An 18,087-nucleotide genomic window follows, 5' to 3' on the forward strand; every position below is an offset into this window, starting at 1 on the left:
TAAAAATAATCACTTTATATTCTTTTTTGTCAATCTGATTGCAGATAATGATTTTGATAAGGGGAATGCAAATGCAGCTTCTAATACGAACGAAGTGATAGGAGCATTGTGCAAATCCCTGTTCAGGCCGGTTACAACGTCTCGAAAACAGCGTTAATATAGCTCCAAAACGGGGCTCTCGTAGGGGAACCTTCAACATGAAATTTGCAAAACTTTTTTCCACAGCCCTTGTGGCGCTTGGCATCTGTGTTTCCTTAAACACAGCCAAAGCCGACGATCTGGAAAAGATTCAGAGCAAGGGCAAGATGACGATTGCCCTTTCGGGTGTGTTCCCTCCGTTCAGCTTTGTCGATGAGAGCAATAAGGTTGTCGGCTTTGACGTCGATATCGGCTCGGAAATCGCACGTCGCCTGAAGGCAGAACCAGAAATCGTTACCACGGCCTGGGACGGCATCATTGCAGGTCTCGTGACTGGTCGTTACGACACGATCGTTGGCTCGATGGGCATCACGGAAGAACGCAAGAAGGCAATCAACTTCGTTGGACCTTACTATCGTTCGGGCCTGGCGCTGTTCATTCGCAAGGGTGATACGGTCAAGTCGCTCAACGAACTGGAAGGCAAGACAATCGGTGTGACGCTGGGCGAAACCTCCGAAAAATGGGTTCGTGAGCAGGGCAAATATGAAGTCCGCACCTATAAGGGTCTGCCTGAAATGCTTCTCGATCTTGGTTCGGGTCGTATCGACGCTGTTGTCGCTGATGACGTTCCTGTGCTTGTCGCAATAGGCAAGAGCAATGCGCCGATTGAACAAGTGAAGGACGATCAGCTGCCGCGTTACGATATCGGTATTGCGGTTCGCAAGAACAATCCGGAGCTTCAGGCTGCCATGCAGAAGGCGCTCGACGATATGATGGCTGATGGCACATATAAGGCCATTTCTGAAAAATGGATTGGTGCGGATATCCGCTAATTCGAACTGTTTCGGGTGAGGGCAGCAAAGTGAGCTGCCCTTATCTGATCAATAGTCCCTAAACTCTGCTTTACAGCTTCTCACCAGCCCTTTGGCTGAGAGACATATGCGCCATAGGAGATATTTTCCTGATGGAGCAGAAAGGTTGAAGGATGGATATCGCACTTATCGGGCGGATTTTTCCCTTCATTGTTGAATCGGCCTGGGTCACAGTCCAACTGACTATCGTATCGCTGCTGATTGGCCTCGTTATTGCCAGCCTTCTCGTCATGGCGCGCTTCTCGCGCTATGCGCCTATTCGCTGGATCGCTATCGGCTATATCAGCATCATGCGCGGTACACCGCTTCTGGTGCAGCTGTTCCTTGTGTTTTTTGGCGGCCCGCAGTTTGGTTTTGAATTTACCCCGTTTGTGGCGGGTGTCATCACGATGGGCTTCAACATCGGCGCCTATATGTCTGAAGGGATGCGCGGAGCAATTCTGGCGGTCGATAAAGGCCAGAATGAAGCGGCGCGTTCGCTGGGCTTTGGCAGGGCCGGGACCATGCGGCTTTTCATCCTGCCGCAGGCGGCTCCGCTGATGATCCGTTCGCTTGGCGTTAATACGGTCATCTTGACCAAGAGCACCGCGCTCGTCTCGACAATCGGCGTGGTTGAACTGACCTATACCGCTCAGCGCTTTGTCACTTCGACATACAAGCCATTTGAGGTTTTTGCGATTGCCGGTGCCGCTTACATCGTCATTATCGCTATCATTTCACTGATCATCCGCGGCTTTGAAATCTTTTTCAATGCTGACAGGAGGGCGGAAGCATGAGCCTGGATTTCACCGTTGTTCCGTCTTATCTCGAACTGATGCTGATCGGTCTGCTCTGGACCGTTCTGATCACCGTACTTGCGGGTGTGATCAGCATTGTGCTCGGTATTCTGATCGCGATCATCACGCTTCATGCGCCCAAAATTATCAGCCTGCCTGTGCGTGGTGTTGTTTTCCTTTTCATGGGAACGCCCCTGCTGTTGCAGCTCTATCTGCTCTATTATGGCCTTTCGCAGATAGGGATCATGGTGCCGGCATTCTGGACCGGCGTGTTCGGTCTTGGCATGCATTATGCGGCCTATAATGCCGATATTTTCCGTGCATCGCTTGAGACTGTCGACGAAGGACAGATGGAAGCCGCCCGGTCGCTCGGCTTCGGCCATGGTGCATCGCTACGCTATTTCATTATCCCGCAGGCGATCCTCACGGCTCTGCCGCAGGTTGGCAATAACAGCATCATTCTGCTCAAGGACACAGCCGTCCTCTCCGTGCTCGGCATCACAGAACTGGTGTTGAATGCGCAACGCGCCATCAGCGAGACCTATCGCCCCTTTGAGTTCTACTTCGTTGCAGCCGTACTCTATTACCTCGTCAATCTCTTGATGGAATGGGGTTTGAGCAAAGCGGCCAAGAAAGCGGAAGCTATCCGATGAACACACAGACCCCCATGATCGAGTTGCGTCAGATCAGGAAATCCTATGGCGAGCATGAGGTGCTGAAAGGCATCGATTTGACCGTCGCGCGAGGCAAGATCGTTTCCATTATCGGCCCCAGCGGATCAGGTAAGAGCACGCTTTTGCGTTCGATCAACATGCTGGAAGAAACATCAAGCGGTGAAATCTGGCTTGATGGGCATCAGGTCAATCGCCCGCTTAAAGGCCGCGCTTTTGAAAAACACATCAACCATATCCGTCAGGAAATGGGGATGGTTTTCCAGCAGTTTAACCTCTTTCCGCATTTGACGGTTCTGCAGAACATCATGGTTGGACCGATGAAGCTCAAGGGCCTGTCACGAGCCGATGCATTGGAACGCGCCAACAATCTGCTCGCCAAGGTCGGTCTTGTCGACAAGGGCAATGCCTATCCGGCACGTCTTTCCGGCGGTCAGAAGCAGCGCGTTGCGATTGCTCGCGCTCTGGCGATGCAGCCCAAGGTCATGCTTTTTGATGAAGCAACCTCTGCGCTCGATCCGGAGCTGGTTGAGGAAGTCAATCAGGTCATGAAGCAGCTCGCAAATGAGCACATGACCATGTTGATCGTAACGCATGAAATGCGCTTTGCGGCGGAAGTCTCAGATCATGTGATGTTCATGGACGGTGGTGTGGTGGTTGAACAGGGTGTGCCGCAGCAGGTTCTGTCCAATCCAACCGAGGAACGGACCCGAGCCTTCTTGAGAAAACATCTTTCGCACTAGTCGCCTGATCCAACGCGAACGGCATCGTAATACTTATATTCTGCAGCGTATTTCTATCATCTCGGAATACGCTCTAATCGACGGAGATTAGATTTCATGACTGCGAATGTTTCAAACGGCGCGCAAAACGCCGTAACGACGGCGCACAACCATATTAATGCGCAGCATGTCGAAGAGCTGGCCCTGCGCATGGTCGGTTGGAGCAGCGAAACCGGCACTCCCGGTGAAGCCGAATTTTCCGAGCGCCTCGTTGGCTTGTTGAAGGAAATTCCATATTTCCAGCAAAACCCGGACAATATTCGCACCGTTGCCAGCCATGGCGATCCGCTGACGCATAATGTGGTCGCGCTGGTCCGTGGTAACGGCAAACGCACGCTTGCACTCGCAGGCCATTTCGATACGGTCGCGACTGATAATTATCACGAGCTGAAGTCGCTTGCATGCGACAGCCGCAACCTCAAAGATGCGCTTATCAAGGATCTGTCGAAGCGCACCCGTTCCGCTCAGGAAGAACGCGCGCTTGAAGATTTGCTTAGCGGCGATTTCCTTCCCGGTCGTGGCTTGCTTGATATGAAAAGCGGTCTTGCCGTGGGCATTGCATGCGCGGAGAAATTCGCGGCTGACCCGGATCGCAGCGGCAATCTGCTGCTGGTTTTCACACCGGACGAAGAGCGCGAAAGCCGCGGCATGCGCTCAATGCGCAACGCGCTGCCGACGATTGCCCGTGATTTCGACATTGAAATCTCGGCAGCGATCAATCTCGATGTGACGTCCGATCAGGGCGACGGAAAAGAAGGTCGTGCGGTTTATGCTGGGACCATCGGAAAGCTGCTGCCCTTTGCGCTGGTTATCGGATTGAGCTCACATGCGAGCTATCCTTATGAAGGCGTGAGCGCACAGGCGATGGCCGCCAGCATTCTGGCGCGCTTTGAAGGCAATGCAGCGCTTGCCGATCGCGATGAAAATGATATCTCGCCGCCACCGATCTGCCTTGAGGCGAAAGACCTCCGCGATGGCTATGAAGTGACGACGCCGGAGCGCTTCTGGATCGCACTTAACTGGCTTTACCACGCCATGACTGCTGATGAGCTGTTCAGCCGTTTCCAAAATGAAGTGCTGGCGGGCGCGACAGAGGCTGTCGAACGCTTTGCAGCACAATCAGAAGCTTTCGGCCAGTTGATCGGCAAGCGTGCAGGCGCAATTCCGGCTGCACCAAAGCTCATCACTTTCGAGCAGTTGCGTGCAATGGCTGCCGATGTTGCTGGTGAACAGTTTGAAGCGCTTTACAGCACGCAGGAAAAGCGTCTTGCCGGTATCGACAATCCACTATCGGTCAGCCGTCAGTTGACCGAGTGGCTTGTCGGCGTTGCGCATCTGTCTGGTCCGGCAGTTGTGGTTGGTTTTGCGGGTCTGCATTATCCGGCAAGCCATCTCGACGATGCTCAGGCCAATGATCGCGCTTTTAAGCAGGCTATCGACACAACGATGCAGACTTTTGCGGCCTTCCCGGATCAGTCGCTTGTCTGGAAGCCGCATTTCCAGGGCATCTCAGACATGAGCTTCCTGGGGCAGGCAACGCTTGGTCAGGATATCGTGTCGAACAATACGCCTGTTGCCCGCCTTGTCGATCATCCAGCGGGCGACGCTTTGCGTTTTCCGGTGGTTAATATCGGCCCATGGGGACGTGAGTTCCATCAGAAGCTGGAGCGCGTACACGCGCCTTATGCCTTTGAAGTGTTGCCGCAGATCGTTTCGATGATCGCGGAAAATTTCCTCGTAACCAAGGCCTGAGCCAGCAGCGCTCTGCTGAAATATGTTGGATAAAGGTTCATATAAATGACCAATGAAAAGCTGAACATTGTTCCCTTCGTCAGTGTCGATCACATGATGAAGCTCGTGCTCACCGTGGGTGTCGAAACCTTCCTCAAGGAGCTGGCCGAGGTGATCGAGGAAGATTTCCGCCGCTGGGAGCAGTTCGACAAGACGCCGCGCGTCGCTTCGCATTCTGATGAAGGCGTCATCGAGTTGATGCCAACGAGCGATGGCACGCTTTATGGCTTCAAATATGTGAACGGCCATCCGAAGAACACCAGGGAAGGTCGCCAGACCGTCACCGCCTTTGGTGTGCTGGCCGATGTCGGCAATGGCTATCCAATGCTGCTGACCGAAATGACGATCCTGACGGCATTGCGCACGGCGGCTATGTCGGCGGTTGCTGCGAAACATCTTGCCCGACCTGATTCAAAGACCATGACGATCATTGGCAATGGCGCACAGAGCGAGTTTCAGGCGCTGGCGTTCAAAGCTATTCTGGGGATCGAAAATCTGCGTCTGTTTGATATTGATCGCTCGGCAAGTGAACGTTGCGCACGCAATCTGAGCGATAATGGCCTTTCGATTACAATCCACGCCACTTCGCAGGAAGCCGTTGAAGGTGCCGACATCATCACGACTGTCACAGCCGACAAGCAATATGCGACCATTCTGAGCGACAACATGGTTGGCCCGGGCGTGCATATCAACGCAGTTGGCGGCGATTGCCCCGGCAAGACTGAGCTCAACAAGGATATCCTGCTGCGCTCCGATATTTTTGTCGAATACCCGCCGCAGACCCGCATTGAAGGTGAAATCCAGCAGCTTGATGCCGATTATCCGGTCAAGGAACTATGGGAAGTTATCACGGGTGCTGTTGCAGGCCGTGCATCAGACCGTGCCATTACCTTGTTTGACAGTGTCGGTTTCGCAATCGAAGATTTTTCTGCGCTGCGTTATGTGCGCAGCAAACTGCAGGAAACAGGTCTCTATGTCGAACTCGACATGCTTGCTGACCCGGATGAGCCGCGCGATCTCTACGGTATGCTGCTCCGGTGTGAAAAGGCACTGAAAAAAGCGGCCTGATTATTGGCAAGGCCGGTGGCGGGAACCACCGGCCCTTTTATACGCTGCTGAGCAGGATGCTGGTTTCACTGTTCAGCACGCCTTCGATTGTTCGCACTTCGCGCAAGACGCGATCGAACTCATGAAGGCTTTCCGCATGGATTTCTGCCACCAGATCCCACGATCCATTGGTCGTATGCAGGGTGCGTATCTGCGGCAGTCCGCGCAAGAGCTTGATGACTTTGGTCGTTGATCGGCCTTGCACCTCAATCAACATGATCGCGTGCACCACACCATCATCGTAATCCTGCCGAACCCGGATCGTGAAGCCAAGTGCGGCACCTGTTTCGAGCAGGCGGTCGAGCCGTACCTGAACTGTGCCGCGTGAAACGCCAAGGATTGTAGCCAGTTTCGAAAGCGGCGCGCGTCCGTCCTCCCGCAGAATGGCAATGAGTTTATGATCCAGTTCATCAAAAATATGCATAGCATTTTTTACATTCTGACTGTGCAAATTGCCAGAATTTTTACAAATGACCCAGCAATTTTACAGTTTTAACTGACTTTATGCCCTCTTACTCTGCTTCTCGAAGTGCTGATGGAGGAGAGTGTGAGCATGTTTGAGAGCCGACAAAGAGGCCTGATAGAGCAACTCAAATTCTTGCTGAATTCGTTTCCATTGGTGAGGCGATAGGCGCTTTAAATCTTTGTTTTTACGCATGTCTTTTGCGGCATGCTTTAGCAGTGAGAATAGTCTGAGAATGAGCAGACCATCTGTCCAGAGTCCAAAATCGGTCGTTATGATCCGACCGCACCACTTCACCCCCAATGCGCAGACCGCAAAGGACAATGCGTTTCAGTCCGTTGATGAGCGCCGCTCTGCTGAGATGGTTGCAAAAGCAGCCTTCGACGAAGTGACGGACATGGCTGAGGGATTGGCCGATGCGGGCGTGACGGTGCATCTCTTTGAAGACGAAACCCACGCGCTGCCTGATTCCGTTTTTCCAAATAACTGGTTTTCCACCCATTCGGGCGGACATGTCGCTATTTATCCGATGTTCTCGGAAAGCCGTCAGAAAGAACGTCGTCCCGACGTCATCGAAATGTTGAAGCGTGATTATCGCGTTCAGGATGTCATTGATTATTCGGGTCTCGAGCGCGATCACTTCTATCTCGAAGGCACGGGTGCCATGGTGCTCGACCATATTGGACGTGTTGCCTATGCAGCCCGCTCCAACCGCACCAACGAAGTTGCGCTTGAGCGTTTCTGCACGCATTTCAATTTTGAGCCGATGGTATTCGATGCGCTCGATTCGTCCGGCAAGCCGATTTATCACACCAATGTTCTGATGTGCATTGGCACTGATTACGCGCTGGTCGGCACCGATATGATTACCGATCCGGCCCGTCGTCAGGAGATCGTCGATCGCCTGCAGGAAACAGGCCGCACAGTCATTCATCTCACCGCTGAACAGATCGGTGAATTTGCCGGTAATGCCATTGAGCTTGAAGGCCGGGATGGCCGCGTTCTGGCCCTTTCTGCCCGCGCTTTTGCTGCTTTAAGCAAAGCTCAGATCGAGACAATCGAGCAGACTGCAAAGCTTTTGCCTTTCGCTGTGCCGACGATTGAGCTGGCAGGTGGATCGGTACGCTGCATGCTCGCAGGCATTCATCTCTCACGCCGCACAACAAACGGCACACATTTGCTTTACGCAACAACAAGAGCCGGGTAGATAGGCTCCAGCTAAATTGAGGGTAACCTTTCATGTCTTCTAACAGACCCGTTTATGAGTTTAATTCGATCATCGTCCGTGAACCTTCGCGCTCGGTAGTAAATGGTCTTCGCGCGCTGGATACCGGCAACCCGACCTATGAAGGCGTGAAGGCTGAGCACGATGCTTATATCGCTGCCATGCGCGCCGCAGGCGTAGAGGTTACGATCCTTCCAGCACTTGAAGATTTCCCAGATTCCATTTTCGTCGAAGACCCGGCACTCGTCTTCACCGAGGGTGCAATTCTGCTCCGTCCAGGTGCGCTTACGCGCGTTGGTGAAACAGCTGTCATCGAACCGACGCTGCGCCAGATGTTTGATACGGTTGTTGAACTGCCGGAACCAGGCTTTGCTGATGGCGGCGACGTTCTGACGACACAGAAGAGTGTCATGATCGGCCTTTCCGCCCGTACCGACAAAGCGGGCGCAGCAGCACTGATCGCCAGCCTCGATAAGATTGGTCGCAAGGGTGAGGTTGTCTCGACCCCTGAAGGCGTCCTTCATTTCAAAACCGACTGCTCGCTGGTCGATGAAGAAACCGTTCTTTCCACGAGCCGTCTCGCGAAGTCCGGCGTATTTTCTGGTCTTCGCCAGCTGATCGTTCCAGAAGGTGAAGAAGCGGCTGCCAATGCGCTGCGCGTCAATGACGTCGTGATGGTTGGCTCCGATTTCCCACGCACCATCGAGTTGCTGGAGAAGAGCGGTTATAACGTGGTTCCGCTCAAGACCACGGAGATCGGCAAGATTGACGCTGGCCTTTCCTGCATGTCGCTTCGCTGGTATCGCAAGTAATTCTGACGGCTCAGGGGCATTCGCTCCTGAGCCGTTTTTGTATGCGCATTCCCTGTGCTTGCTATCATTACAGGCAAGCCAACAAAAATATAAGGAGAACGGGAACATGGTGGATTTTAAAGGGAAAATTGCTGGTGCGATCGCACTTGCTGTATTGGCCAGCGGTGCTGCTCAGGCTGAAGGAAAGCTTCGTCTGGGTATGACGCCAGAGCCTTATATGCCTTTCACGCAGGTCAATGCGGCTGGTGAATGGGAAGGGCTGGAAGCAGACCTTTCACGCGCTTTGTGCGAAAAGCTCGCAGACAAGTGCGAATTCAAGTCGATGGCATGGGACGGTCTCATTCCGTCGCTCACCGAAAACAAGGTCGATTTCATCATCGGTGCTTTCTCCGTGACTGATGAACGCCGCAAGGTCGTCGATTTCAGCACGCCGTACTACACTGAAGGTACGGTCGTCGCTGGCGCCAAGTCGGATACAGATAAGGTTGGCACTGTCGCAGCAAGCGACGGTTCCGGTGAAGTCGTTGATCAGGCAGCGCTCTCAGGCAAGATCGTCGGTGTCCAGACATCGAGCGTCCAGTCGGCTTATATGACCAAGTATCTGCCAGATGTTTCGATCAAGAGCTATGACACGGCTGATAACTCGGTTGCCGATCTGGTTGCGGGTCGCGTCGATTATGTTCTGGCACCAGATCTTTTCGTTCAGAACTTCCTGAAGACGTCGCAGGGCGAAGACTACGAGGTCAAGCTCGTGACGCCTAAGAGCGTCGTACTGGGCGAAGGCGTCGCCTATGCAGTTCGTAAGGGCGACACAGCAACGCTTGAAAAAGTCGATGCAGCACTTGCTGAACTCGACAAGGACGGCACTCTCAAGTCGCTGGTCGACAAGTGGATTTTTGAGAAGAAGTAACTCGATCCAATGCGAACGCCGCCAGCGGCGTTCGCTCATCGAGGTGCTGTGACCTCCACATTTCACAAAATGCTTTGCGCTTTTCATATAATGGAACGGTAGCAGACCGCAGCTCATAAGAGTTGTACCGAGCAGTCGTTCTATAAAGCGCTGGGCTTTTTTGATCGGATTAATCTGCATGGATTCTTATTGGCAACTGTTGGCCTGGGGAAGTGAGGGCTGGGGAGACGAGTTCGCGCATGGGCTTATGATGACCTTGCAGGTCTCGGCCGTAGCATTCGCAGTCTCGTTTCTTTTCGGGCTCACTGGCGCCTCCGGTAAGCTTTCGCGTAATCGCTATACAAAAGCGATCGCAGATTTTTATACGACGGTGGTTCGCGCCCTGCCTGAACTGCTCGTTATCCTGCTGTTGTATTTCTCCGTTGCGACGGGTGCCGAACACCTTCTGAAAGCAACAGGCCTTGTTGGAAACGATTTCCAGTTCAGCGCCTTCTGGGCTGCGATCATTGCACTGGCTTTCGTCAATGGTGCGTTCATGACGGAAGTGCTGCGCGCTTCCTATCTTGCCATTCCACGCGGTCAGATCGAAGCTGCTCTCTCCATCGGAATGCGCAGACGCCAGATATTCACCCGCGTCACCTTCCCGCAAATGATGCGTCATGCGGTGCCCGGCATCGGCAATCTGTGGTTATCGATCACCAAGGAAAGCGCGATCATATCGGTGTTGGGTTCGTTCCATGAACTCCTTTACACCGGCTATCGTGCAGCTGCCTCCACCAAGCAGTACATCTTCTTTTATGGCCTCACGGCATTCCTGTTTCTGGCGATCACGCTGGTCTCGGTCATTGTGATTGCGCAGCTTGAAAAGCGCCTTAGCCGGGGGCACGGATAATGGAAACGATTACAAAAATCGTTGAGTTCCTACCGCCTCTCATCAAGGCAATGCCGCTTACGCTGCTTTTGACGGCGACCGCAGGTGTTATTGGTCTCATTTTCGGTACGCTTAGCGCGCTGGCACGGCTTTCAAACAGCCGCATTCTGAAATGGCCGGCTTTTGTCTACACGTTCATTTTCCGTGGCACGCCGCTTCTGGTTCAGCTTTATCTGATCTATTACGGGCTTGGGCAGATCCTGCCGGGCACATGGGTCAGACACAGCTTCCTCTGGCCATATATGCGTGATGGTCTTTGGTATGCGGTGTTTGCGCTGAGCCTCAATCAGGGTGCTTATAATGCCGAGGTTATTCGCGGCGCTATCAAGTCGATTCCGCGCGGGCAGATTGAAGCGGCACTTTCCATCGGCATGAGCCGGTTCAAGATTTTGCGCCGCATCACCTTGCCGCTGGCCTTCCGTCATTGTATGCCGGTTCTGACCAGCGATCTGATCATCCTGCTCAAATCCACCTCGCTCGCTTCCACAATCACGATCATGGAAGTGATGGGAACCGCACGCGCATTACAGCGCAGTTCCTTGTCGATCTTTGAGCCGCTGATCGCGGCAGGCATTCTCTATTTCACAGTTGTGTTCATCCTCACCCGGATCATGAACGGGGTCGAACGGCGCATGAGTGGCTCACGCGCCTCGATGGTCTGATCTGTTTCAGGAGCAATTCAAAATGACTTCCATGGCACTGGCCGTCAAAAATATTCACAAGAGCTTCGCAGGCGTCGAAGTTCTCAAAGGCATCTCCTTTGAAGCGAAGAAAGGCGATGTCATATCGCTGATCGGCAGCAGTGGTTCTGGGAAGAGCACATTGCTGCGCTGTATCAACTATCTGGAAACACCGGATGAAGGCGAGATCGCGGTTGCGGGTGAAGTGATCCGCACCAAGATCGGGCGCGATGGAAAATCGCATGCCGCCGACCCGCGTCAGCTTGAACATATCCGCACTCGTCTCGGCATGGTTTTTCAGAGCTTCAATCTCTGGTCTCATCGCACCATCCTTGAGAATATCATCGAAGGACCGATCCATGTTCTGGGCATGTCGAAGGCGGAGGCGCTGGCCGAGGCCGAAGTTCTGATGGAAAAGGTGGGCATCACGCCTAAGCGCGATCAGTATCCGAGCCAGCTTTCCGGTGGTCAGCAGCAACGTGCCGCGATAGCGCGCGCGCTCGCAATGAAGCCTGAAGTGATGCTGTTCGACGAACCGACTTCCGCACTTGATCCAGAGCTTGTGACAGAAGTGCTGCAGGTTATCAAAAAGCTTGCCAAAGAAGGCCGGACAATGGTGATGGTGACACATGAAATGGCACTGGCACGCGAAATTTCGAGCGAAGTCATCTTTCTGCATCAGGGACTGGTTGAAGAGCGCGGTTCGCCTGATATCGTGATGCGCAATCCGAAGTCACCGCGTTTGCGCCAGTTTCTGCATATGAGTTGAGGGGGAGATCATGACGGACAATAAACTGGGTGCATTCGGCGATGAACTGAAAGCTATCCGCAGACATCTGCATAGTATTCCGGAGCTGGGCCTGGAGGAAGTTAAGACTTCCGATTATATCGCCTCGACGCTCGAAAAATGGGGCTATGAGTTAAGTCGTGGCCTTGCGAAGACTGGCATCGTTGCCTCTTTGCGCCGTGGCAATTCAAACCGTTCCATCGGTTTCCGCGCTGATTTTGATGCGCTGCCAATTCTGGAAGAAACTGGCCTGCCTTATGCGAGCAGGAACGCAGGCAAGATGCATGCGTGTGGCCATGATGGCCATACGGCAATGCTGCTGGGTGCTGCGTGGTCGCTTGCGCAGGATCAGGATTTTTCGGGAACCGTTCATTTCATCTTCCAGCCCGCCGAAGAAAACTTCGGTGGTGCGCAGATCATGATTGAGGAAGGACTGTTTGAGCGCTTTCCTTGCGATCAGGTTTTTGCCCTGCATAACTGGCCGGGTCTTCAGGCTGGCAAGTTTGCCTCGAAGGCCGGTCCGATTGCGGCGTCCATCGATGCTCTGACGCTAACGGTCAAGGGCAGCGGCGGGCACGGGGCAGAACCGGAAAAAACCGTTGATCCGATCATTGTGGCCTCAAGCATCGTGATGGCTTTGCAAACAATCGTCGCCCGTAATGTTTCGCCGCATCAGGCAAGTGTCATCACAGTTGGCGCATTTAATTCCGGTGCAGTGTGCAACGTTATTCCCGATACGGCCAAGCTTGAAATCTCGATGCGTGCGACGGATCCGGCTATCCGCAAAACTTTGCGCGATAAGGTCGAGCAGGTGGCAAAGATGCAGGCGGCAAGCTATGGTGCTGATGTCAGTTTCGATTGGATGACCGGCTACCCGGCAACCATCAACGATGCGGCCGCATTCGAGCAGGCGAAGGCCACGGTGACGCAGCATTATGGCCAAGATGCTTTTGAAGAACTGGATAAGCCATTCATGGGCAGCGAAGACTTTTCCTTCATGCTGGAAAAGACTGCTGGTGCCTATCTCCTGATCGGAAATGGCGAAAGCTCCGGCTTGCATACATCGAAGTATAATTTCAATGATGAAATACTGGAGCGCGGCGTATCCTTCTTCCATAATCTGGCTAAGGACAGCCTCAAGGTCTAGATTTCAATGAGAGGCGCGGGTTTCTTGCGCCTCTTTTCCGAAAACCGCTTCACACTTTTCGGGATGCGGTTTGGTTTCAGAGGGAAATGCGCTTCAAATCCTTGTCGAGAGCGAGAAGCTCGGGCAGGGGCGTTCCAGAGCCAAGGTTTGGTGCAGCGCGTCCCATCACATCGGCGGGCACGACGCAAGCCGCGCGGATGGCCTCTTCAAGTGGCACCCCGACCTGCTGAACCAGATTGGCAAGACAGCCAACCATATCGATATGGGCGCCTGCAAGAGAACCGGCGGCATTGACGAGTGCGCCGTCACGCACTTCGATTTGTTCGCCGTAAAGCTCGAAATGATCCGGCCCGCCAATGGTGGACATGGCGTCAGATACAAGGAACATGTGGTCACGCTTTGGCCGTGCACGCCATGCAATGCTGACCATTTCCCATGTCACATGATGTCCGTCGACAATGATACCGACGAAAGCATCGCTGCCAATTGCAGTGCCGACCACGCCCGGCTCACGCGAGGTCATTGGCGGCATGGCATTGTAGAGATGGGTAAAGCAGCTGATGCCGGCTTCAAGCCCTGCTTTTGCCTCAGCGGTCGTGCCATTGGTATGGCCTGCCGAAACGACTACACCCATATCGACGATCTGGCGAATGGTGTCGCTTGGCACCATTTCGGGCGCAAGCGTGAGCATCACCGGCACATCGGCCTTGCGCAGAATTTTCAACGCTTCAAGCGTGGATGCATCCATCGGACGGATAAATTCGACGCGATGCGTGCCCTTGCGGACAGGATTCAAATGCGGGCCTTCGATATGCAGGCCGAAGAAGCCGTCCATTTCCTTGCATTCGACGGCGGCATGAGCCGCCTGAATGATACGCTCCGGTTCACAGGTGATCAGCGTCGGAAGTACCCAGCCGGTGCCGCGTTTGCGCAGCGTCGTAATGATATGCGCAATGCCTTTCGCGCTGGTGTCCGAATTCAGCATGACGCCGCCCGCACCATTGACCTGCAAATCAATGCAGGCAGGCATCAGGACATGTGGCGTCAAGTCCGGGGTCTCATTCGATTTGCGCGGACGCAGGCGGTGGATAGCCGCAGTGCCGATCTCGGCCACGAGACCAGTCTGAAGCTGTCCGTTCAGAAACACATAATCGGGGGCGACAAGACGGTTCATTGGCGTGCTCCTGCCTTGTTGAGGGCGTAAAGCGCAACGCCGCGTGCACCCGAACTGTCGCCGAAACGGGCAGTTCTGATGGCGGGTATGCGGGTTGGACCAAGCTTTTGCTTTTCGAATGCTTTCGATACGCGTTCGGCGACGCCATCCATGTTGGAAAGACCGCCACCAAGCACAATGCAATCGGGGTCGACAACCATCTGCATGGTCAGAAGCGATTCCGCCATCAGTTCGGCCCAGTCATCGAGAACCTGTTCTGCCGCAGCGTCCCCGTTGGATGCACGCAGTGTCAGTTCCTGATTGGAAATTGTCTCGCCAAGTTTGATCTTTGCAATATCGGCAAGACCTGTGCCGGAAACGTAGCGCTCCATGCAGCCCGTCTTGCCGCAGCCGCATGGGATCAAGGGCAGGTTCTGCTGGCTTAAAATACGTGCTGGCATGCCCGTATGACCGATTTCCAGTGCCAGGCCATTATAGCGCGGCGGAATATCGCCATTAATCACAAGTCCAGCACCCATGCCGGTGCCGACAATGAGACCAATTACAACGTCGCCGCCTTCGCCTGCGCCGCCATGCACTTCCGAATAAGCGAAAGCCATACAGTCGTTCATCAGCGGGAAGCTTCGCCCAAAGCGCGCCAAGAGTGCTGCACCCACATCACGCCCGGTGATCGGAATATTGGAGGCAAAGCCGTGGCCAGTGGCTGGATCGATCCAGCCGGGCAGGCTTATACCAACAGGCAGTTTCGGATTGTCTGCAGTTTCGATCAGCCATTCAATCTGCGTCGAAAGCCCATCGATAAAGGCTTCAAAATCGCCGATAGGTGTCGGAATCCGTCGCGTCCGAACGGTTTCCATATTCGCGTCGAACAGGCGGCCCTCAATTTTGGTGCCGCCCAGATCAATGGCGCCGCAGATCATGCTGACCTCATGCTTCATGCTTTAAAGGGGTAAATCTTAACCCCGGAAACGACACGTGTCAGGTTGCCTTGATCGATAAATGGATTGTCGATGTTGAGATCGAGTTCCGCTGACCAGCGGGCAGACCAGATTTGCGCCAAAAGCACATAAAGCACAGCATCCCAACGGCTGTCACCCCGATGATTGGCACCAGTTAGCTCAAGCGCCAGGTCACAGCCTTCACCGCCAACGGTCGTAACTGTTGCGAGCGGGAACTGCTGCGCGATTTCATGCGCGATATCGAGATCGTAGCGTGCGGTATGCTGATCCGGATGGATGAAGACCACGACGCGAGTGTTGCCAACGACTGAAGCCTTCGGGCCGTGACGGAAGCCAAGCGTGCTGTCCCAATTGGTCATGACCTGCCCTGCGGTCAGCTCCAGCACCTTGAGCGCGCTTTCACGTGCGACGCCGGTCAGTGCACCCGAACCAAGGAAAATGGCCCGTTCAGGATGCGGTGCGGGAGTTGCGTCAAGCTGGGCGATTGCCTTTGCAGCTGCAGCCGAAAGGTGGCCAAGTTTTGCGCTCACATCAGCCGTATCGTCGATGCAGGCGAGCGCCGACAGAAGCATGGTGGTATAGCTCGAAGTCATAGCAAAGGCACGATCATGGGTTGCTTCAGGCAACACAATGACACGTTGTTCACCTGGACCTTTTGCCGGACGGACGGCCAATGCGCTTTCACCATTGCAGGTGATGTTGAGGCGATGGACTTTAGGGAAATGCTCATCCAGCAGGTCAAGCGTTGCGATGGTTTCCGAGCTGTTGCCGCTACGGCCAAACTGCACGACGAGGAGTTCAGCATCGTCGGAAAGCGTTTCAGACGGATTGGAAACGATATCGGTGGTCGCAATAGCTGCCAGTGAAATTGCGCCAGTCTTTGCCGAGGCCAAGGCCTGACCGATAAAGGCCGACGTGCCTGCACCACTGAACACGATATGTTTGATGCCCTTGGCGGCGATCCATTCACGGATTTCAGCCGACTGCGCGGCAAGCGGCTCTGCCCATGCCTGCCAGATACCCGGCTGCGCATGAATTTCCTGCCAGGTGTGGCTTGTTTCCAGCTTAGTCATTAACGCCGTCCTCTTGAGTACTGATGACACGCACGCCACGTTCGCGGATGCGGTTGGCTATTTCATGGTTCGGCTCAAGATCGGTCACGATTGCTGAGATCCGATCCATTGCGCAAATACGATGCAGTCGTGGTTTGCTAAATTTGGTCTTGTCGGCCAGCACAATAACGCGGCCCGAAGCCTCAATCATTGCACGGTTCTGATGGGCTTCGTCTTCAAGAAATGTACTGATGCCGGTCTCCGGATCGACGCTGTCGGCACCCATGACGAAGGTGTCAAAGCGCATTTCAGAGAGAGCTGCATCAACCAGTCGTCCGGTCACAGACATGGTTTCGCGACGAACGTTACCACCGGTCAGCATCACCTGATGCTGCTTGTGGCTGAGCACAGTTTGCGCGACATCGAGACTGCGGGTCATGATGACAAGCGGCGCAAGATTGCCAAGATGCGCTGCAAGACGTTCAGCGCTGGAACCATTGTCAAAGAGTACAGACGTATCGCCTTCAAGCAGGTGAACCGCCTTACGCCCGATCATATCCTTGGCGTCGAAGTTAACCGCGCGTCGATCAACCGGATTGGATTCAACGCCAAATGGTGTGAGGGCAGGCTTTTGGGCAAGCGACAAAGCGAGATCGATACGAAAATCGGCAAGACCGGCATACCCAAAGCGCTGACAGAAACGGATAAGGGTCGGCTCCGACGTGCCGAGCTGGTTGCATAACTCGCGCGCCGTGGAGCGGATAAAGCCGACCGGATCAGTTTCGATCAACCGGCATATGCCGCGCAGCTTCGGAGTGAGGTCCGGTGCCGCAGCCTGCACAGTCTGATAGAGATCCTCGGTCGGTTGCAACTCATACCCTTCCCAAAACGTGTTCCCAGTTTTGGGTGACATGCTTCTGCGCCAGTTTTTTATTTGAAAATATTTTTTACTTCAACACAAATATTGCGTTCCAAATGTTCATGTAAACGCAAATTTTGTTAGCTGCGCTGAAGTGTTGCGCGCAATTCTGCGACTTTGTCCGCGGCTGTTCGGGTGGCACCGGGAGCGGCGAAGCCGAAATGCAACAATGTCGGATCGGCAGTCAGCGGCGCACCGCATGACGCGTGGACTTCGGTGGTATCTGGCAGGGCCGCAAGGATTGTGGGTAGTGTGTCGATATTAACGCCAGAGCCTGGCATGATGACGATCTCGTATCCGGCTGCTTTCTGCATAGTCGCCAATCTTTCCAGACCGGATATGGCTTTTTGTGCACCACCGGAAGAGAGAATGCGGCTAATGCCAAGTCGTTTGGCAATTTGCACAGCTTCCACGGCATCTGGTGTCAGATCGGTTGAGCGGTGTAGCGAGATATCAAGGCCATCCGCTGCTTTGACCAGTCGTTGGAGCGCAGATTGGTCGAGTCTGCCATCGGGCAGATTGGCGCCAATCACCACACCGGCAAGACCAAGGGTGCGTGTTGCCGCAATCTCGGCTTCCATGACCTGCAATTCATCTTCGGTCCAGATGAAGCTTCCCGCGCGCGGTCGTATCATCACCATGATCGGAATAGGAGCTTTTGCGGAGAGCTGCATGAGGCCAATGGACGGCGTCAGTCCACCAATAGCAAGTGCCGAGCAGAGTTCGATACGATCAGCGCCGCCTTCGATTGCGGCGGCCAAGCCTTCGGCATCATCGACACAGACTTCCAGCAATATTCTATTCAAGCACATTCTCACTTTGTCAGTTTGTTTGTGCTCGACCTTAGTCAGAACCGCTACACCAGCCAAGCCTGTAATCGCTCGCATGGTG

19 protein-coding genes are annotated in these 18,087 nt (G+C 54.1%); 13 read left to right on the top strand and 6 right to left on the bottom strand.

Annotated features, from left to right (window positions below):
• Positions 1–197: 197 nt before the first annotated feature.
• The 6 genes from ACSME1_RS14030 to ACSME1_RS14055 all read left to right on the top strand — a co-directional run bounded on the left by ACSME1_RS14030 (position 198) and on the right by ACSME1_RS14055 (position 6,098).
• Positions 198–971, top strand: a complete 774-nt coding sequence (locus ACSME1_RS14030; protein WP_024895604.1) for an ABC transporter substrate-binding protein — start codon at positions 198–200, stop codon at positions 969–971.
• 152 nt (positions 972–1,123) lie between these two features.
• Positions 1,124–1,786 (top strand): amino acid ABC transporter permease, encoded by a 663-nt coding sequence (locus tag ACSME1_RS14035; protein ID WP_024895603.1) that lies wholly within the window; start codon positions 1,124–1,126, stop codon positions 1,784–1,786.
• Complete coding sequence (locus tag ACSME1_RS14040) at positions 1,783–2,439, top strand: amino acid ABC transporter permease (RefSeq protein ID WP_024895602.1); 657 nt, start codon at positions 1,783–1,785, stop codon at positions 2,437–2,439. The genes ACSME1_RS14035 and ACSME1_RS14040 overlap by 4 nt, the downstream gene beginning before the upstream one ends.
• A complete protein-coding gene (locus ACSME1_RS14045) occupies positions 2,436–3,200 on the top strand; it encodes an amino acid ABC transporter ATP-binding protein (RefSeq protein ID WP_024895601.1) in 765 nt (254 codons plus the stop codon). Before ACSME1_RS14040 ends, ACSME1_RS14045 begins: the two co-directional genes overlap by 4 nt.
• 189 nt (positions 3,201–3,389) lie before the next feature.
• Positions 3,390–4,991 carry a M20/M25/M40 family metallo-hydrolase gene (locus tag ACSME1_RS14050; RefSeq protein ID WP_024895600.1) on the top strand — a complete coding sequence of 534 codons (1,602 nt, stop codon included), beginning with the start codon at positions 3,390–3,392 and terminating at the stop codon, positions 4,989–4,991.
• 45 nt (positions 4,992–5,036) lie between these two features.
• Positions 5,037–6,098, top strand: coding sequence for an ornithine cyclodeaminase (locus ACSME1_RS14055; RefSeq protein WP_024895599.1), 1,062 nt, complete (start codon positions 5,037–5,039; stop codon positions 6,096–6,098).
• A 37-nt stretch (positions 6,099–6,135) separates the two neighbouring features.
• Here the strand turns inward: ACSME1_RS14055 and ACSME1_RS14060 are convergent, their stop codons facing one another.
• Complete coding sequence (locus ACSME1_RS14060; protein WP_024895598.1) at positions 6,136–6,561, bottom strand: Lrp/AsnC family transcriptional regulator; 426 nt, start codon at positions 6,559–6,561, stop codon at positions 6,136–6,138.
• Positions 6,562–6,835: 274 nt separating this feature from the next.
• On the opposite strand from ACSME1_RS14060, the gene ctlX reads away from it, so the two are divergent.
• From ctlX to ACSME1_RS14095, 7 genes are all read left to right on the top strand, one after another.
• Entirely contained in the window at positions 6,836–7,807 is a 972-nt protein-coding gene (gene ctlX, locus ACSME1_RS14065) for a citrulline utilization hydrolase CtlX (protein WP_024895597.1), read from the top strand.
• A gap of 32 nt (positions 7,808–7,839) precedes the next feature.
• Positions 7,840–8,637, top strand: a complete 798-nt coding sequence (locus ACSME1_RS14070) for a dimethylarginine dimethylaminohydrolase family protein (protein WP_024895596.1) — start codon at positions 7,840–7,842, stop codon at positions 8,635–8,637.
• A gap of 106 nt (positions 8,638–8,743) precedes the next feature.
• Complete coding sequence (locus ACSME1_RS14075) at positions 8,744–9,547, top strand: transporter substrate-binding domain-containing protein (protein WP_024895595.1); 804 nt, start codon at positions 8,744–8,746, stop codon at positions 9,545–9,547.
• Positions 9,548–9,725: 178 nt separating this feature from the next.
• Positions 9,726–10,439 (top strand): ABC transporter permease, encoded by a 714-nt coding sequence (locus ACSME1_RS14080; RefSeq protein ID WP_024895594.1) that lies wholly within the window; start codon positions 9,726–9,728, stop codon positions 10,437–10,439.
• Entirely contained in the window at positions 10,439–11,140 is a 702-nt protein-coding gene (locus tag ACSME1_RS14085; protein ID WP_024895593.1) for an ABC transporter permease, read from the top strand. The genes ACSME1_RS14080 and ACSME1_RS14085 overlap by 1 nt, the downstream gene beginning before the upstream one ends.
• Before the next feature lie 22 nt (positions 11,141–11,162).
• Complete coding sequence (locus ACSME1_RS14090) at positions 11,163–11,927, top strand: ABC transporter ATP-binding protein (protein ID WP_024895592.1); 765 nt, start codon at positions 11,163–11,165, stop codon at positions 11,925–11,927.
• Positions 11,928–11,937: 10 nt separating this feature from the next.
• Positions 11,938–13,092: a M20 aminoacylase family protein gene (locus tag ACSME1_RS14095; RefSeq protein ID WP_435655411.1), complete on the top strand. Its 1,155-nt coding sequence runs from the start codon at positions 11,938–11,940 to the stop codon at positions 13,090–13,092.
• A gap of 76 nt (positions 13,093–13,168) precedes the next feature.
• Here ACSME1_RS14095 and nagA read toward each other — a convergent pair whose 3' ends face one another.
• From nagA to ACSME1_RS14120, 5 genes are all read right to left on the bottom strand, one after another.
• Positions 13,169–14,266 carry an N-acetylglucosamine-6-phosphate deacetylase gene (gene nagA / locus ACSME1_RS14100; protein WP_024895591.1) on the bottom strand — a complete coding sequence of 366 codons (1,098 nt, stop codon included), beginning with the start codon at positions 14,264–14,266 and terminating at the stop codon, positions 13,169–13,171.
• Positions 14,263–15,186, bottom strand: coding sequence for an ROK family protein (locus ACSME1_RS14105; RefSeq protein WP_024895590.1), 924 nt, complete (start codon positions 15,184–15,186; stop codon positions 14,263–14,265). The genes nagA and ACSME1_RS14105 overlap by 4 nt, the downstream gene beginning before the upstream one ends.
• A gap of 14 nt (positions 15,187–15,200) precedes the next feature.
• Entirely contained in the window at positions 15,201–16,298 is a 1,098-nt protein-coding gene (locus tag ACSME1_RS14110; protein ID WP_024895589.1) for an SIS domain-containing protein, read from the bottom strand.
• Positions 16,291–17,148, bottom strand: a complete 858-nt coding sequence (locus tag ACSME1_RS14115) for a transcriptional regulator (RefSeq protein ID WP_024895588.1) — start codon at positions 17,146–17,148, stop codon at positions 16,291–16,293. Before ACSME1_RS14115 ends, ACSME1_RS14110 begins: the two co-directional genes overlap by 8 nt.
• A gap of 128 nt (positions 17,149–17,276) precedes the next feature.
• Complete coding sequence (locus ACSME1_RS14120) at positions 17,277–18,002, bottom strand: copper homeostasis protein CutC (RefSeq protein ID WP_244430425.1); 726 nt, start codon at positions 18,000–18,002, stop codon at positions 17,277–17,279.
• Positions 18,003–18,087 lie beyond the last annotated feature (85 nt).

It is taken from the genome of Brucella pituitosa (assembly GCF_965577835.1).
In the GTDB taxonomy this organism is placed as follows: Bacteria; Pseudomonadota; Alphaproteobacteria; order Rhizobiales; family Rhizobiaceae; genus Brucella; species Brucella pituitosa.

Excerpts from the sequence above, each read along its gene's own strand:
- ACSME1_RS14040 (WP_024895602.1), top strand. The coding sequence starts at position 1,783 with ATGAGCCTGGATTTCACCGTTGTTCCGTCTTATCTCGAACTGATGCTG.
- ACSME1_RS14105 (WP_024895590.1), bottom strand. The coding sequence starts at position 15,186 with ATGATCTGCGGCGCCATTGATCTGGGCGGCACCAAAATTGAGGGCCGC.
- ACSME1_RS14110 (WP_024895589.1), bottom strand. The coding sequence starts at position 16,298 with ATGACTAAGCTGGAAACAAGCCACACCTGGCAGGAAATTCATGCGCAG.
- ACSME1_RS14045 (WP_024895601.1), top strand. The coding sequence starts at position 2,436 with ATGAACACACAGACCCCCATGATCGAGTTGCGTCAGATCAGGAAATCC.
- ACSME1_RS14080 (WP_024895594.1), top strand. The coding sequence starts at position 9,726 with ATGGATTCTTATTGGCAACTGTTGGCCTGGGGAAGTGAGGGCTGGGGA.
- ctlX (WP_024895597.1), top strand. The coding sequence starts at position 6,836 with ATGAGCAGACCATCTGTCCAGAGTCCAAAATCGGTCGTTATGATCCGA.
- ACSME1_RS14035 (WP_024895603.1), top strand. The coding sequence starts at position 1,124 with ATGGATATCGCACTTATCGGGCGGATTTTTCCCTTCATTGTTGAATCG.
- ACSME1_RS14090 (WP_024895592.1), top strand. The coding sequence starts at position 11,163 with ATGACTTCCATGGCACTGGCCGTCAAAAATATTCACAAGAGCTTCGCA.
- ACSME1_RS14075 (WP_024895595.1), top strand. The coding sequence starts at position 8,744 with ATGGTGGATTTTAAAGGGAAAATTGCTGGTGCGATCGCACTTGCTGTA.
- ACSME1_RS14095 (WP_435655411.1), top strand. The coding sequence starts at position 11,938 with ATGACGGACAATAAACTGGGTGCATTCGGCGATGAACTGAAAGCTATC.
- ACSME1_RS14050 (WP_024895600.1), top strand. The coding sequence starts at position 3,390 with ATGGTCGGTTGGAGCAGCGAAACCGGCACTCCCGGTGAAGCCGAATTT.
- ACSME1_RS14085 (WP_024895593.1), top strand. The coding sequence starts at position 10,439 with ATGGAAACGATTACAAAAATCGTTGAGTTCCTACCGCCTCTCATCAAG.
- nagA (WP_024895591.1), bottom strand. The coding sequence starts at position 14,266 with ATGAACCGTCTTGTCGCCCCCGATTATGTGTTTCTGAACGGACAGCTT.
- ACSME1_RS14055 (WP_024895599.1), top strand. The coding sequence starts at position 5,037 with ATGACCAATGAAAAGCTGAACATTGTTCCCTTCGTCAGTGTCGATCAC.
- ACSME1_RS14070 (WP_024895596.1), top strand. The coding sequence starts at position 7,840 with ATGTCTTCTAACAGACCCGTTTATGAGTTTAATTCGATCATCGTCCGT.
- ACSME1_RS14030 (WP_024895604.1), top strand. The coding sequence starts at position 198 with ATGAAATTTGCAAAACTTTTTTCCACAGCCCTTGTGGCGCTTGGCATC.
- ACSME1_RS14060 (WP_024895598.1), bottom strand. The coding sequence starts at position 6,561 with ATGCATATTTTTGATGAACTGGATCATAAACTCATTGCCATTCTGCGG.